We start from the raw sequence: 15,275 nt of genomic DNA, 5'->3' as shown, positions 1-15,275 counted from the left end.
AACAAACTTAAAGGAAATGATTGTATGATCACCTTAACGGTCAATGGTAAAGAACATCAATTTAATGATGATGGCGATATGCCCTTGTTGTGGGCATTAAGAGATATTTTAAAATATACCGGCACCAAGTATGGTTGTGGTAAAGGCTTATGTGGCGCTTGTACGGTCCATGTTGATGGCCAACCTGTTCGCTCATGTGTTATGCCAGTGTCGGCTATTGCGCAGCAAAAAATCACCACTATTGAAGGACTTTCTGAGCATGGAGAACACCCGGTTCAACAAGCGTGGCAAGCATTAAATGTGGCACAGTGCGGTTATTGTCAGTCAGGACAGATGATGTCAGCGGTGGCATTGTTAGACCGTAAACCTACACCAAACGATGAAGATATTGAACTCGCCATGAGTGGTAATATTTGTCGCTGTGGTACTTATCAACGCATCAAACAAGCGATTCACCTTGCCGCTGACCTGGGCACTGAAGTAAAAGGAAGCGGATCATGAAACATATTGAAAATGTTAGCCGTCGCAGCTTCTTAAAAAAACTCGGTATCAGTTCTACGGCTTTGGTGCTTGGGGTGCAATTACCGTCCATGCTGACTATGCCAAAAGCCTTGGCAGGTGTTATAGCCGCTGATAAATTTTCACCCAATGTTTATGTCCAAATAGGTAGCGACAATATAGTCAGTATTGTGGTGCATAGGTCAGAAATGGGTCAAGGGATCAGAACCAGCATTCCGATGATTGTCGCCGACGAACTCGGCGCTGATTGGCAACAAATAACCGTTGTACAAGGTTTAGGTGATAAAAAATATGGTAGCCAAAATACTGATGGCTCACGCTCGGTAAGACGTTTTTATCAACCCCTGCGAGAAGCTGGCGCAGCGGCACGTATGATGCTGCAACAGGCGGCAGCCAAGCAATGGCAAGTTGATGTGAGTGAAACCGCAGCGCTAAATAGCACTATTGTCCATAAAGAAACGGGTCGAACATTATCTTTTGGCAGCTTAGTTGCCATAGCAAGCACGCTAGCCTTGCCTGCACAATCGGCCTTGATATTAAAAGATAAGAAAGATTTTAATCTTATTGGCAAATCGGATGTGGCTTTAGTTGACGGTGAAAAAATCGCAACAGGTGCTACTACTTACGGTTTTGATGTTGAATTAGACCAGATGCAATATGCTGTTATTGCTCGACCACCGGTACTTGGGGCAAAGGTTAAATCATTTAATAGCGCGGCGGCAAAGGCCATTGTGGGTGTTATTGATGTAGTGCAACTACCTGATTTAGAAGAGCCCGCGGTATTTAAACCTTTAGGGGGCGTTGCTGTTATTGCTAAAAATACTTGGGCGGCAATGAAAGGTCGGGAAGCATTAGCAATGCAATGGCATGAAAGTGCACATCAAAGTTACAACAGCGATGACTATAAACAAGCATTAGCAAACAGTTGTGATAACCCAAGCAAAGTGTTGCGCAGTAAAGGTGATGTAGGCAAAGCATTAATTGCAGCTAAACAAGTGATAACAGCATCTTATTATGTGCCGGAATTAATTCATGTCCCTATGGAGCCACCAGCCGCTGCAGCACATTTTCATGACGGTATTTTTGATATTTGGGCTTGTACTCAAACACCGCAGTCAGCGCAAAGTACCGTGGCACAAATTACCGGTGTTGCGCCAGAAAACGTCAATATTAATGTCACTTTGTTAGGGGGTGGCTTTGGTCGAAAATCTAAGCCCGACTTTATTGTGGAAGCCGCGATACTCTCTAAACAGTTAAATGTGCCCATTAAAGTGATGTGGACTCGTGAAGATGAAATTCAAAATGGTTATTATCATGCGGTTAGTTATCAAAAACTTGCGGCCGGTATTGATGAAAATGGCACGGTGACTGCGTGGCAACATCATGTGGCAGAGCCGCCTATTGGCTCAACGTTCAGCCAAGGTGAAGACTTAATTGGCTCAGAAGCTGATTTAGGCTTAATTGATATGCCCTATGATATTGCTAATGTCAGTTGTGCTGCCGGCAAAGCGCCAGCCCACACTCGTATCGGCTGGATGCGTTCAGTCACTAATATCAACCATGTTTTTGCAGTAAGTTCATTTGTGGATGAGCTGGCCCAAGCAAAAGGTTTGGACAGCAAAGACAACTTAATCGCTATGTTGGGCGCAGATCGTAAAATTGACTTCTCTAAAGAGCAGGCTAAATACGGAAATTATGGTGAAACACTAGAGAAATTCCCTGTTGACACTGCACGTATGAAAGCCGTAATAGAAAAAGCCAGTACCATGGCAAAGTGGGGCAGAAAGCTACCTAAAGGCCATGGCCTAGGTATTGCCATGCATCGAAGCTTCGTCAGTTATGTGGCTTGTATTGTTGAAGTATCAGAAAACAGTGACGGGAAAATTAAAGTTAATGACGTTTGGATGGCGGTAGATTGTGGTTTAGCGGTAAACCCTGAACGCATTCGCTCGCAAATGGAAGGCGCGGCTATTTTTGCTTTATCATTAACCTTTTTTAGTGAACTAACCGCGAAAGATGGGGCCATTGAGCAAAATAATTTTGACAGTTATCAAGTAGCTCGAATTGCAGATACCCCAACCACACATGTAGAAATAATTGACAGTGACGCGCCTCCAGGCGGTGTCGGTGAACCGGGTGTTCCGCCTATTGCCCCTGCTATTTGTAATGCTATTTTTAATGCCACAGGTAAGCGTTATCGAGAATTGCCATTAAAAAAACATGGTATAGTGTAAATACGCATGGTTAGCTAGCTGCAGCGGTTTTAGGCTGTGCTAGCGGCCAATCTAATTTGGTAAATTAACCAGAAAAAAGCAGCAAATTATGCTGCTTTTTTATTGAATGCTGTAAAATGGTAAACGAACTGATAAAATAGTAAAAATCGATATTCAATTGGTATTCTACCATAGGAAAATAGATGGCCTCATTACAAGACCAGTTGCTTAAAGCAGGTTTAACCACCAAGCAAAAAGCACGACAAGCAAATAGTGATAAACGCAAAACAGGCAAACAAAAGCGCAGTGGCGTCAAGGTTGATACCAGCTTACAAGAGCAAGTTAAACAAGAGCTTGAGCTGGCGAAAAAAGACAAGCTAGCCCATGATATCGCCTTGAATAATGAAAGAAAACAAACCTTAGCAGCAAAAGAGCAACAGCAGAGAATTTTACAAATTTTGCAACATCATCAAGTGAGCAATGTTAAAGGCGAAGCAGAATATAATTACACTTTTAATAGTAAAATTAAGAAGTTATTTGTTGATGCTGTCACCCATAAAGCCTTAGTTAATGGCCGTTTAGCCTTATGTGGTGTCAATGATACAACTTATATCGTTACCACCGAAACGGCAGAAAAAGTAGCGAGTTTAGATAAAACAGTTATTTTGGTGCAAAACACCAAGGTGGCTGATGAAGTTATTGCTGAAGATGACCCTTACGCAGAATTTCAAATTCCTGATGATATGATGTGGTAATAAAATCATGTCATTCTTTTAGTTTATTTACTTAACAGTGAGCACAAACCCTACTATGTTTTTAATTCGTTGGCCGATTGGCCGTTTAATTTTGTTATTAAATTTTATATTTTCTCCCAGTGCGCCAAAACGCTCGCCACAACTACAAAAAGAAGTGGATGCTAGTACGGCACATTTAAGCTTGTATCAATTACCGGCTTGTCCATTTTGTGTGAAAACCCGTCGCGCTATGAAGCGATTAGGCTTAAATATTGAATTACGTAATATAAACCAGCATGAGCAATACCGTGAAGAGTTGATCCGAGAAGGTGGTAAAAGAACCGTACCTTGTTTAAAAATTATCAATGCAGATCAATCAATTACTTGGATGTATGAATCAGGTGAGATTATTAACTATTTAGAGAAGTTTTCTCGTTAAGCACTATATTTAATTAAACATGACTTTTAATTAAATATTGAGCTTTTATTAAGAATTTTTTCACCTCTTTATGGGTCTGTATATTGCAAGTTAATCAGATGGCTATAACTAGATCGATCAGAGGTGAAAATGTTAATTAACACGAAAAAAAACCATCAACTGTCCGAGCAGCAAGTAACAGACGAGTCAGTTTATTATGGTCGACGTGAGCTGTTAAAGAAGCTTGGTTACCTAGGTGCGGGTAGTTTATTAGCACAATCTGCCAGTACGAATGCTGGCGCACTAGACTTTTTCAGTAGTAAAGAAGCCGAGGTGTTTAAGCGTCAAGCCTTAAAGTTTGCGCCAGCAGGCGAGTCTTTACAAATACTCACCCCTGAAGCTAAAATTTCCAGCCATAATAATTTTTATGAATTTGGTACGGGTAAGAGCGATCCCGTTGAAAATGCGCAAGGATTTAAGGTTAACCCTTGGCAACTAAGCATTTCTGGTGAAGTCGATAAACCTTATACCTTAGGTTACGATGATTTATTTAAACACTTTCCCTTAGAAGAACGTATCTATCGTTTACGCTGTGTTGAAGCATGGTCAATGGTTATTCCATGGGTAGGTTTTGGCTTAGCAGAGTTAATTAAAAAAGCAGCACCTAATTCACGAGCAAAATATGTCGCCTTTGAAACTTTATATGATCCAGAGCAGATGCCAGGACAAAAAAGTCGAATGGGCGGTGGTGTACAATACCCCTACGTAGAAGGTTTACGTATTGATGAAGCCATGAATCCGCTAACGTTTATGAGCGTAGGTTTATACGGTAAAACCCTACCCGCGCAAAATGGTGCGCCTATTCGACTAGTTGTGCCGTGGAAGTATGGTTTTAAAAGTATTAAATCCATTGTCGGTATAAAATTAGTTGAGCATAAACCACCCACAACCTGGAATATACTCGCTGACAGGGAATACGGCTTTTATGCCAATGTTAATCCAGCTGTAGATCATCCGCGTTGGAGTCAGGCAAGTGAGAGACGTATAACCACTGGCGGCTTATTTGCCCGTAATCGTATTGCGACCTTACCATTCAATGGCTATGGTGAGGAGGTTGCTCACTTGTATAAAAATATGGATTTAAGGAAGCACTATTAGTGCAAACTAGGGCAACTGGGGTGAGTAAAGAGGCTTTAAAAGCCGTACTTTTACGCAATAGAGTGATGTTACTTAAAATTGCGATTCACTTGCTGGCTTTTTTACCCTTATTTGTCCTGTATTTTTTAGCCTTTACCGAGCAGCTTGGTGCAGACCCTGTAGAAGAGGTTATTCACTTTACCGGTATGGGCGCCTTTAATTTATTACTGATTTCTCTGCTGGTAACACCGGTTGCGAAAAAATATCGCCAAGGCTATTTATTACAAATAAGACGATTAGTTGGCTTGTATAGCTTCACCTATGCGATGTTTCATTTATTGAATTTTTTAGCTTTTGAAGTGCAATTTGATCTTACGCTATTTTTTGACGAGATTATTGACAGACCTTACATTACTGTCGGTATGGCAGCGTTAATGATACTTTTTTCTTTAGCAATCACTTCAATAACCGCACTAAGGCGCAAAATGGGTACAAAGTGGCAAAAGTTACACAACGGGGTTTATCTCGCGGTATTACTGATTGCACTACACTTTTTTTGGTCAGTAAAATCTGACATTGTTGAACCCATGATATATTTTACTATGGCCGTATTGCTATTAATTTTACGCAAAGACAAAATTAAGCGCTGGTTTAAGTCATCGTGATTGGTTTTTTAGTCAAAAAAAAACGAAGGTATTAGCCTTCGTTTTCTATTTTAGATGCGATAGCTAAGGGTATTAAATCCTTTGGTCTTAGTCGTCTCGAGCAGTAACTTCAAGCAAGTGATAACCAAATTGAGTCTTAACAGGCCCTTGTACTTCATTCAATGGCGCTGTAAATACAACTTCATCAAACTCTGGCACCATTTGGCCGCGACCGAAAGAGCCTAATGCTCCACCTTGCGCTTTAGAAGGACAGTTTGAATGCGCTTGTGCGATGGCCGTAAAATCTTCACCGGCGACTATTTGTTGCTTTAATGTTAGACATTGCTCTTCAGTATCTACCAATATATGACGTGCTGATGCTTTTGACATTGTGTCTCTCTTATTCATTACTTTAAAATTTATCGGTGGACTTTAACGTATTTTTTTTGAGAATAGAATAGCCAAAAAGATAAATTATATTACTTAAGGTAAAGGGGGGTATAACCGACAAACTAAATAACCTGATAAATTGAGCGTATATCTCTTGATAATGTAATTGATTATCAACTTCATAGATTTTGTTACAGGGGAAATTATCTGGGTATTGGGTTAAATAGCTAGTGATTGTTTCTGCATTTGAGCTAGTTATGACTATATTTATTTCAAATTATGCTTAATAAAACCTGAGTTAAAAATAGTATTGATGGTGCTTATTGCATCTAGGATGATATTTCATATAATAATTTATGTCATCCTAGTTATTATAGTAACTCAAGTCATAGATCATAATAGTGACTGGATTAAAGCTTGCTGCATATGACACTCTTTGGTGTTGCTCACCTTATTAAGTATCTTTTAAGCCAATTTTTTTTAAAAAAGTCATCATTAAACACCACTTTGTGAATGATGATTGTAATAAATTAAGGCCAATAAAAGCGGTAAACCATAACCAATTTTGTGAATAGGTTACGGCTAAATAAAGTGAAATTAAAATCATAATACCTGCAACTAGACGAAGTGCTTCATTAAGTGTCATGAGGATATCCTTTTAAGTTAAGTTTAAGTTAAAGTCAAAATATGTACTTTATTAGATACATTAGTAAAGTCTAATGTAATTATATTAGGTTTTGCTAATGTAAAAAGCAAGGGTGATGAAAATTAATTTTGATCCGTAAGTTGCATCAAGAGCCAAATTAATGAGCGCTAAAGCTAGGTGATTAAGTTGAGCGACTCTTTTTAGTGACTATGTTCAGTGGTTATGCACAGTGGCTATGGTTTGGTAGGATTTTTTAGTGATTAGGTTTAAGTGAAACACCGGCATTAAAAAACCGCTAAAGGGCGGTTTTTTTACTATCATCAATCAGATTAAGTGCCCTTAACTAGTACTCAGTATAAATTGCTCTGAACTTTACTGACCCTAGCATTGGCCTGTAATGCTTTCTTGCTATTTTTAGCAATCAAGCTAGATTTTTTCTTGGAATCTTTTTCGCTAATATTTTTGTTTTTACTGTCGGTGCTGGTGGATGAAAAGTCAAAATAGGCGAGTACTTGTTGCAGCTTGTCATTAAATTTAGCCGCAAACTCAAAGAGAGAATTTTTTTTAGCAAACTTATGTGGTGCTAAGTTTGCAAAATCAGTGACTTTAATCCCCAACGATGGTTGTTGAGATATTTGAGAAGTTGACTGTATAGTGATTTGACTGTATTGATTGAATACTTCGCTGGTAATACTGGGGTAAGCGTAGTTATTAACAAGCTTATTTGTTGGTGATTTTACCTCGCTAACAACCTTGTTTATGATTAAAACAACTTTAGCTTGGTTTTTCACTTTAGGTGCTGCTTGAGGTGCTGCTTGAGTTGCTGAGCAGTATAAGCCTAATAAACCAATCATAAGCAATATAGCGCCACTTAAGTTAGGTTTCTTTGGTGCTGTCTTTTTAGGTCCTGTCTTTTTAATTATTCTCATTAAATTGTTACCCCGTATCCTTCCTTGGTGTAACGATTGTACCATTGTGTTACAAATTAATATAGATAGGGCTTGTGTTTACGCGATAACAATATGTTGATCTGGGTGTTTTGTCAGGCCAATAACCTGATTTAGTTTATAATTGGCTTATTATAATTTGCCTAATTTACTGATAGAGCCATTAGTCCAGTAAGCTAGTCCAGTAAATCAGTCCAGTAAATCAGCTCAGTAAATTTTGGCTCTATGCAGACTGCGATGTTGAATAAATCACACCAGATCAGCTGTTTTTTAACCATAAAAAAAGGCCGGTGCTGATAAATACTATGATTTATTAGCACCGGCCTTTATTTAGTACCAAGCTTTAGGTGGTTTCAGCTATAGTCTTATTTGGCTTGAGCTTTAAATAACAGTCTATTGTTATGTAATAAAGGCTCAGTATAACCGTTAGGTTGTTTGTCGCCTTGAAGCACTAATGCTAGTGCCGTTTGAAAAGCTATGCTGTTGTCAAAGTCATTCGACATAGCGTGATATTGACTATCACCTTGGTTTTGTTGATCAACAATGGTGGCCATTTTTTTCAAGCTGGCTAGCACTTGTTCTGGTGTGCAAATGTTATGTTGTAACCAATTAGCCATATGCTGACTTGATATTCTTAAAGTCGCGCGATCTTCCATTAAGCCAACATTATTAATGTCAGGCACTTTTGAACAACCAACGCCTTGATCAATCCAGCGTACAACATAGCCTAAAATTCCTTGTGAATTGTTGTCTAACTCATCTGAAATCTCTTGTGCTGACCACTGGGTATTTTCTGCTAAAGGTATAGTTAAAATATCATCGACGTTTGCCGGTACACGGTTCTTCAGTTGCTGCTGCAATTGCAATACATTCACTTTATGGTAATGCAAAGCGTGCAAGGTTGCTGCGGTTGGCGAGGGTACCCATGCGGTATTGGCGCCCGCTTTCACATGATTAATTTTTGTGGCTAACATATTGGCCATTTGATCAGGTATTGGCCACATGCCTTTGCCTATTTGTGCCTTGCCACTAAAACCACAAGCTAAGCCAACATCGACATTATTATCTTCATAAGCAGAAATCCATTTAGTTAATTTGATATCTGCTTTTCTGGCCATAACGCCGGCAGCCATTGAGGTATGAATTTCATCACCGGTTCGGTCAAGAAAGCCAGTATTGATAAATACCACGCGCTCTTTTGCCTGATAAATACAGGCTTTTAAGTTAACACTAGTGCGGCGTTCTTCATCCATAATACCCATTTTTACCGTATGACGAGGTAGAACTAATAGGTCTTCAACTCGGTCAAATAATTCATTGGCAAAAGCAACTTCTTCAGGACCATGCATTTTAGGTTTAACAATATAAACTGAACCTGCGTCACTGTTGCGTAAAGTGTTTTTTTGATTAACGTCGTATGTCGATATTAATGAGGTAATAACAGCATCCATGATGCCCTCAGGTACTTCATTGTTGTGCTGGTCAATAATGGCATTGTTGGTCATCAAGTGGCCAACGTTACGGACAAACATTAAGCTGCGAGCTTTTAGTTTGCCTTCTGTACCATCAAGCTTTTGAAAACATTTATCAGGATGCATCAAACGGGTTTGTTGTTTACCTGATTTTTCAAAAGTTTCAGATAAAGTGCCTTGATTTAAACCAAGCCAATTTTTATAGGCAATCACTTTATCTTCAGCGTCAACTGCGGCAACCGAATCTTCACAATCCATGATAGTGGTTAATGCTGACTCCATTGAAATATCACTAACACCCGCTGTATCGCTTTTTGCAATCGTGCTGTTTTGATCAAATTCAACGATAAAGTGTAAATCGTGGTGTTTAAAAACCAACTCATTGGGCGACGTTTGCTCACCGGTAAAACCAATAAATAATGCAGGCTCAGCTAAGTAGGTGCTTTCATCATTACTGAGTGTAACAACAAGGCCATGGTTAATTATTTGATAACTTTTAACATCTGTGTGAGAGCCATTAACCAAAGGAATAGTTTGGTCTAAAAAGTCGCGAGCAAAGGCGACAACTTTAGCCCCACGTGCAGGGTTATAAGCTTTGGTTTTTTCAGCGCCATCTGCTTCAGAGATCACATCTGAGCCATATAAGGCGTCGTATAAGCTCCCCCAGCGAGCATTGACCGCATTTAAGGCAAAGCGAGCATTCATTACCGGCACAACCAGTTGTGGTCCTGCGATAGTGGCTAATTCAGCATCGACATTTTTTGTTGATATGGTGAAGTCAGCCACAGGGGGAACGAGGTAGCCAATAGCGGTTAAAAAGCTTTTATATGCTTTAAAATTAAATTTTTCAGCTTGATGTGCATGATGATAAGCCGTTATTTGCGCTTGCAATGACGTGCGTTTTACCAATAGGGCTTTATTTTTTGGTGCTAAATCGGCGATGAGTTTTGCAAAGCCAGACCAGAAAGTATCTGAAGCTAGTGTTGTACCTGGCAGCACTTGCTGGTTAACAAAATTATATAATTCTTCTGCTACCTGCAAATTTGCGATTGAAATTCTTTTTGTCATAGGGCACCTATTTTGAATAGTTTGAAAGTTTGGAAGAAAGTTTTATTATTTAATACATTGACGAAAAACTACTATCAGCAATCTAGAAATATTGTCTATCTGATGCCATAGCTGCTGGTTAACAATAGGTCTTACTTTAGCCCAGTGTTTTGTTTTTAAACATGCTCATAAAGTTAATTTATTATTAATTATGATCAGCAGCAGGTCGCTTTCATTTTAGTATACCTGTATTGGCATTATTGTTTGTGGTTATCCTTGTTATCCTTAATATTCATGCGGCGAATGAATCATCAATAAAAACGTTGAATAAATTTTTAGTTAGGCAAGTGAAAATCTTAAGATAAATCAGACTGTTTTATTTTTTTAGCCTATATGACAAAGTATTAAAGGCAAAGTTTTGCCATGAAAAATTAGACCAAGCTCACTGACGTTGTGAGTATTTTAGCGCGTTAAAATAATCTGTTATTGGGTTATTTAATCATTGCACCAGGAGTGATTAAAATAGTGGCCTTATATTTGGCCACTATTGGTGTCTATAAACTAGCTCAGCTAACCAATAAAACGAGTATGAGGTTAATCAGGCTAAAAAAGCGTTGCCAAAAAAGTGATAATAAATGGGCTAGTGAGGGCAGTAATAACAGCAGAAACAATTAAAGCCAATGAGCTATAAGCCGCGTGTTGGTAACTAATATTACTGACCGTTGCGGTGCCAATAGCATGACTGGCAGCGCCAATAGCTAAGCCTTGTGCTTTAGGTGATTTAACTTTAATAAACCGTAACCAAGGCGGGCCAACTAAAGCGCCAAAAAAGCCGGCGAGAATAATGGCAAAGGCGGTAATAGCGGTATTACCGTCTAATGGACCGGCAATGGCAATAGCAATAGGTGTAGTCACTGACTTGAGTGAAAGTGCCACGGCAATGGTGTAATCCCCGATTAACAGCATGGTAATAATAAAACTGCTAACAATGGCAATGAAGGCGCCAAGCAATAACACTAAAACAATACTCTTCCACTCTTTAGTAATGGTTTCTAAGTGCTGATACAGTGGAAAGCCTAAAGCTACAACGGCGGGTTCAAGCAAAGCATTAAGTAGCCAAGCATTTGAAAAATAACTCTCAAAGCTAATATCTTGCCAAAGTAAGATAGCAATAATGGCTAAAATACACATCAGCATAGGTTGCATCCAAATAGCGTTGAGTTTACGTTGAAAAACCGCAGTAAACTGAAACAGTGCAATTGTGCCAGCGACAGTAAAAATCGAAGACAGTAAATGGTTGTGTAATAACTCAGTGATCATTGTCATCATCAAGGTTACTCAGCATCGACAGCGTAGCGCTGATAATGTAAACCGACAACCGTCAGTAATAGAAAGGTCGTTAGAAAGGTAATAGCGACTATGGCGATGCCAAATTGTTGGATCAATTCAAAGTGGTTCATAATACCAACACCGGCAGGCACAAAACACACCGCCATATGCTTTAAACACCACACGACAGTGCTTTTAATATAATCAGCATTAAAGAGACGAAAATGTAGTGTCAGGGTGAAAATAATCAAGCCATATAAACTACTCGGTAATATCGGCGCAAAATACCCACATAACTTACCTAGGGCAAGGCAACTAAAAATAGCAAAGATGCTATACAAAGCATTGAATGTTTTTTGCTTAAACGTGATCACACTGACTAAACCTTATTGCTGTACTAGCCTTCATTGGCGGCTTCAATAACCAACTGTCTAAACCATATATGACTAGCGTCATGGTGCAACAGTGGGCTCCAAATCATTTTAAGTTCAATATCAGGAATATCGAATGGTGGCTTAAGTACCGTATAGTTAGCATCGTTTTTATGAATTAATGCGGCCCGTGTTGGTAAGGTGGCGACTAATTCATCTTCTAGTGCAAGCTGCATTGCCACGTGGTAATTTCGCGTAAAGACTTTAATATTACGTTGTTTACCTAAGCGCGCTAGGGCTTCGTCAACCCAGCCTAATTTTTGCACATCTTTTGGATCCATACCAACACCGACTCCAAAGCCGGTTTTAGATACCCAAACATGTTTAGCACTGAGGTAAGTGTTGAGGTTAAACTTTGACACTATCGGATTATTCGCACTTAACAGGCACGAAAAAGAATCTCGCCAAATAGTTTTTTGATGAAAAGATTGTGGTAACTCATCAAAACGGTTAATGGCCATATCAATTTTACCTGCCTCCACATCATGAAAATTAACATCACTGGGTGTCATGATGTCAATGGTCACGTTAGGCGCTATTTGATTGATCCGCTTCAATAATTTGGGTAGTAATGTCGAAGCCGCATAGTCACTGGCCATCAGACGAAAAACCCGCTGACTACTAAGTTCGTTAAATTCTTCTTCACCTTGCAGTGCTTCTTCTAGCTCTAATAAAATTTTACGAATAGCAGGGGCTAAAGCCCGAGCACGTTCGGTCGGCACCATACCATCGGATGTTCTGACTAAAATAGGATCGTTAAAAAGTGTACGTAATCTTTTTAAACCATTGCTCATTGCCGGTTGGGTAATATTTAATTGACCCGCTGCGCGTGTAACATTTTTCTCTCTAAGTAAAACATCAAGATAAATTAGCAGGTTTAAATCAATTTTTGAGATATTCATAACATTAATAATCTAGAACAAAAGTATAACTTAGATATATGTCATGGCTTATAGTGATAATCAAGTTAATTCAATGGAAAACATAAATTAAACTTATCCTTATTATCGGGTGTTTTTCATTGGCTGGGTGGCTTAGTATTTGAATTTATTGAGTTATTGACTTGTATTATTTAGAGTTAATACACCATTATTTACTTTGTGAATGGTAAGGATGCTAATTATATATTTTGTTTATTAACAGCGACTGGTTTAGTATTTGTGTTGTCCGGTGTGACAACTTACATGAGAAGTTACACCATCAATAATTATAAATACTGTCAGTTAAAATTTTGGAGCAAGTCATATGTCTAATTATCAAAGTGCAATCGAAGCAGTTCAAGCAATTAAAGAAAAAGCTGGCAGTTCATGGAATGCCATTAATCCTGAATCAGTAGCCCGTATGCGAGCGCAGAACAAATTTAAAACAGGTTTAGACATTGCTCAGTATACTGCAAACATTATGCGTGCTGATATGGCAGCTTACGACGCTGATAGTTCTAAGTACACCCAATCTTTAGGTTGTTGGCATGGTTTTATTGGCCAACAGAAAATGATTTCTATCAAGAAACATTTTGCGGGTAAAACAGACCGTCGTTACTTATATCTTTCGGGTTGGATGGTTGCTGCACTTCGCAGTGAATTTGGTCCTCTTCCTGATCAATCTATGCACGAAAAAACTTCAGTAGCTGCTTTAGTTGCAGAGCTTTACACTTTTTTACGTCAAGCTGATGCCCGTGAACTAGGCGGTCTTTTCCGTGACCTAGACGCAGCAAGCGAAGGCGACAAAGCGGCTATCCAAGACCAAATTGATAACCACGTAACACATGTTGTGCCAATTATTGCTGATATCGATGCAGGTTTTGGTAACGCTGAAGCGACTTACATCATGGCTAAGCAAATGATCGAAGCTGGTGCATGTGCACTTCAAATTGAAAACCAAGTGGCTGATGAAAAGCAATGTGGACATCAAGACGGTAAAGTAACGGTTCCTCATGCAGATTTTCATTCTAAAATTCGTGCATTACGTCATGCTTTCCTAGAACTAGGTATAGACAACGGTATTATCGTTTCACGTACAGACTCTGAAGGTGCTGGCCTGACTAAAGAAATCGCCGTTGTTAAAGAGCCTGGCGATCAAGGTGACATATATAACTCTTTCCTAGACGTTGAAGAAATTGACGTAAGCGATATGGCTGAAGGTGATGTATGTTTCAACCGTAACGGTAAGCTAGTTCGTCCTAAGCGTTTACCTTCTGGTTTATACCAGTTTCGTCAAGGTACCGGTGAAGAGCGTTGTGTATTTGACAGCATCGAAGCGATTAAAGCGGGCGCTGACTTACTTTGGATTGAAACGGCAACACCAAACGTTGCTGACATCACGGCAATGATGAACGAAGTACGCAAAGAAATTCCAAATGCTAAGCTGGTTTACAACAACAGCCCATCATTTAACTGGACATTAAACTTCCGTCAGCAAGCCTTTGACGCCATGGTAGCGGCTGGTGAAGACGTATCTAACTATGTTCGTGCTGATTTAATGCATGTTGATTATGATACCACTGAGTTAGCGGTTGCTGCCGATGACAAAATCCGTAGTTTCCAAGCGGAGACTTCACGTGAAGCGGGTATTTTCCATCATTTAATTACACTACCTACTTACCATACCGCGGCGTTATCTACCGATAACCTTGCGAAAGAATACTTCGGTGATGCAGGTATGCTGGGTTATGTTGAAGGTGTTCAGCGTAAAGAAATTCGTCAAGGTATCGCCTGTGTTAAACATCAAAACATGTCAGGTTCTGATATGGGCGATGATCACAAAGAATACTTCGCAGGTGAAAATGCGCTTAAAGCCGGTGGCGCTAATAACACTTCTAACCAGTTTTAATTGCAGATTAGCATAATAGTTGGCTGGTAAAAACACAGCCAACTGCAGTGAAAAAAACACTGCCTTTAAGCAGTAATGCCAACAATTGAAGCAGATTTAGCTTGAACGTTGGCAAGAAAACCAAAATCCGATGAATAGCTTTCATCGGATTTTTTTATGTTCATTTTTTATGTTCATTTTTAGGTTGATTTTTAGGTAGTAAAGATTTTTAAGCATTTAAAAGCTAAGCTAGTTGTAACAGTGATGAAATAACTACCAGCCGACTCAACCCATAAAATTTATCTGTTCACGAATATGATTAACCGTTAAGTGCCGCTATTTATCTTGGGATCTACGGTTGAGTTATTAGCTAATATGGCTATTTAAAACGATACGACCAAGGTGGTGAGTTGTCATTAACTTGATGTTTTTTAATGTAAAGAAAAGCCTTTAGTATGAATGAAATAATAATGTATTGGCAAGATAGCCATGCTGTTTTACTGGTAAGAGCTTAAATTAGTTTATAAAACCTTACGGTTA

At 39.1% G+C, this 15,275-nt stretch carries 14 protein-coding genes; 7 read left to right on the top strand and 7 right to left on the bottom strand.

The genetic code is table 11. The features are described from left to right. Positions 1 to 24: 24 nt before the first annotated feature. The 6 genes from H4J41_RS04005 (at position 25) to msrQ (ending at position 5,686) form a co-directional block, all read left to right on the top strand. Positions 25 to 501 (top strand): (2Fe-2S)-binding protein, encoded by a 477-nt coding sequence (locus tag H4J41_RS04005; RefSeq protein WP_182136016.1) that lies wholly within the window; start codon positions 25 to 27, stop codon positions 499 to 501. Further along, a complete protein-coding gene (locus tag H4J41_RS04000) occupies positions 498 to 2,753 on the top strand; it encodes a xanthine dehydrogenase family protein molybdopterin-binding subunit (RefSeq protein WP_182136015.1) in 2,256 nt (751 codons plus the stop codon). Before H4J41_RS04005 ends, H4J41_RS04000 begins: the two co-directional genes overlap by 4 nt. 182 nt (positions 2,754 to 2,935) lie before the next feature. Then, complete coding sequence (locus tag H4J41_RS03995; protein ID WP_182136014.1) at positions 2,936 to 3,487, top strand: DUF2058 domain-containing protein; 552 nt, start codon at positions 2,936 to 2,938, stop codon at positions 3,485 to 3,487. 55 nt (positions 3,488 to 3,542) lie between these two features. After that, positions 3,543 to 3,905, top strand: coding sequence for a glutaredoxin (locus H4J41_RS03990; RefSeq protein ID WP_182136013.1), 363 nt, complete (start codon positions 3,543 to 3,545; stop codon positions 3,903 to 3,905). A gap of 129 nt (positions 3,906 to 4,034) precedes the next feature. Then, positions 4,035 to 5,042, top strand: a complete 1,008-nt coding sequence (msrP, locus tag H4J41_RS03985) for a protein-methionine-sulfoxide reductase catalytic subunit MsrP (RefSeq protein ID WP_182136012.1) — start codon at positions 4,035 to 4,037, stop codon at positions 5,040 to 5,042. Continuing rightward, a complete protein-coding gene (msrQ, locus tag H4J41_RS03980) occupies positions 5,042 to 5,686 on the top strand; it encodes a protein-methionine-sulfoxide reductase heme-binding subunit MsrQ (protein ID WP_310649794.1) in 645 nt (214 codons plus the stop codon). The genes msrP and msrQ overlap by 1 nt, the downstream gene beginning before the upstream one ends. 87 nt (positions 5,687 to 5,773) lie before the next feature. Here the strand turns inward: msrQ and H4J41_RS03975 are convergent, their stop codons facing one another. The 7 genes from H4J41_RS03975 to H4J41_RS03945 all read right to left on the bottom strand — a co-directional run bounded on the left by H4J41_RS03975 (position 5,774) and on the right by H4J41_RS03945 (position 12,829). After that, positions 5,774 to 6,073 carry a peptidylprolyl isomerase gene (locus H4J41_RS03975; RefSeq protein ID WP_182136011.1) on the bottom strand — a complete coding sequence of 100 codons (300 nt, stop codon included), beginning with the start codon at positions 6,071 to 6,073 and terminating at the stop codon, positions 5,774 to 5,776. A 436-nt stretch (positions 6,074 to 6,509) separates the two neighbouring features. After that, the gene (locus H4J41_RS03970; RefSeq protein ID WP_182136010.1) at positions 6,510 to 6,701 is read right to left on the bottom strand and encodes a DUF2892 domain-containing protein; all 192 of its coding nucleotides are present in this window, start codon (positions 6,699 to 6,701) and stop codon (positions 6,510 to 6,512) included. 350 nt (positions 6,702 to 7,051) lie between these two features. After that, positions 7,052 to 7,630 carry a hypothetical protein gene (locus H4J41_RS03965; RefSeq protein WP_182136009.1) on the bottom strand — a complete coding sequence of 193 codons (579 nt, stop codon included), beginning with the start codon at positions 7,628 to 7,630 and terminating at the stop codon, positions 7,052 to 7,054. A gap of 383 nt (positions 7,631 to 8,013) precedes the next feature. Further along, positions 8,014 to 10,188, bottom strand: coding sequence for a malate synthase G (locus H4J41_RS03960; RefSeq protein WP_182136008.1), 2,175 nt, complete (start codon positions 10,186 to 10,188; stop codon positions 8,014 to 8,016). Between the two features lie 582 nt (positions 10,189 to 10,770). Further along, a complete protein-coding gene (locus tag H4J41_RS03955) occupies positions 10,771 to 11,496 on the bottom strand; it encodes an LrgB family protein (RefSeq protein WP_182136007.1) in 726 nt (241 codons plus the stop codon). A gap of 5 nt (positions 11,497 to 11,501) precedes the next feature. Beyond that, positions 11,502 to 11,870 carry a CidA/LrgA family protein gene (locus H4J41_RS03950; protein WP_310649793.1) on the bottom strand — a complete coding sequence of 123 codons (369 nt, stop codon included), beginning with the start codon at positions 11,868 to 11,870 and terminating at the stop codon, positions 11,502 to 11,504. Positions 11,871 to 11,893: 23 nt separating this feature from the next. Beyond that, the gene (locus tag H4J41_RS03945; protein ID WP_182136006.1) at positions 11,894 to 12,829 is read right to left on the bottom strand and encodes a LysR family transcriptional regulator; all 936 of its coding nucleotides are present in this window, start codon (positions 12,827 to 12,829) and stop codon (positions 11,894 to 11,896) included. A gap of 343 nt (positions 12,830 to 13,172) precedes the next feature. Here H4J41_RS03945 and H4J41_RS03940 point away from each other — a divergent pair, with 343 nt between their 5' ends. Continuing rightward, a complete protein-coding gene (locus tag H4J41_RS03940; RefSeq protein ID WP_182136005.1) occupies positions 13,173 to 14,756 on the top strand; it encodes an isocitrate lyase in 1,584 nt (527 codons plus the stop codon). The last annotated feature ends 519 nt before the right edge of the window (positions 14,757 to 15,275 follow it).

Source organism: Colwellia sp. MB3u-45, assembly GCF_014077005.1.
GTDB lineage: Bacteria > Pseudomonadota > Gammaproteobacteria > Enterobacterales > Alteromonadaceae > Cognaticolwellia.
This window is presented reverse-complemented; position numbering and strand designations above follow the sequence as displayed.